Source organism: Faecalimicrobium dakarense (assembly GCF_000499525.1).
Taxonomy (GTDB): domain Bacteria; phylum Bacillota; class Clostridia; order Peptostreptococcales; family Peptostreptococcaceae; genus Faecalimicrobium; species Faecalimicrobium dakarense.
On sequence record NZ_HG529474.1, the window covers coordinates 1 to 205 of the forward strand.

Below are 205 nucleotides of genomic sequence, written 5' to 3' on the forward strand. Positions count from 1 at the left end.
GCTCGCCTTGAGGCCCAGCGGGACCTTGCTCACCTTGAGGACCAGGTGCACCTTGTTCACCTTGAGGGCCAGCAGAACCTTGCTCACCTTGAGGGCCAGCGGGACCTTGTTCACCTTGAGGGCCAGCAGAACCTTGCTCGCCTTGAGGCCCAGCGGGACCTTGCTCACCTTGAGGACCAGCGGGACCTTGTTCACCCTGAGGGCC

At 63.4% G+C, this 205-nt stretch carries 1 pseudogene; it reads right to left on the reverse strand.

Features of this window, described 5'->3' with window-relative positions:
- A pseudogene (locus BN899_RS18455) lies at window positions 1-205 on the reverse strand (collagen-like protein); the annotation flags it as partial.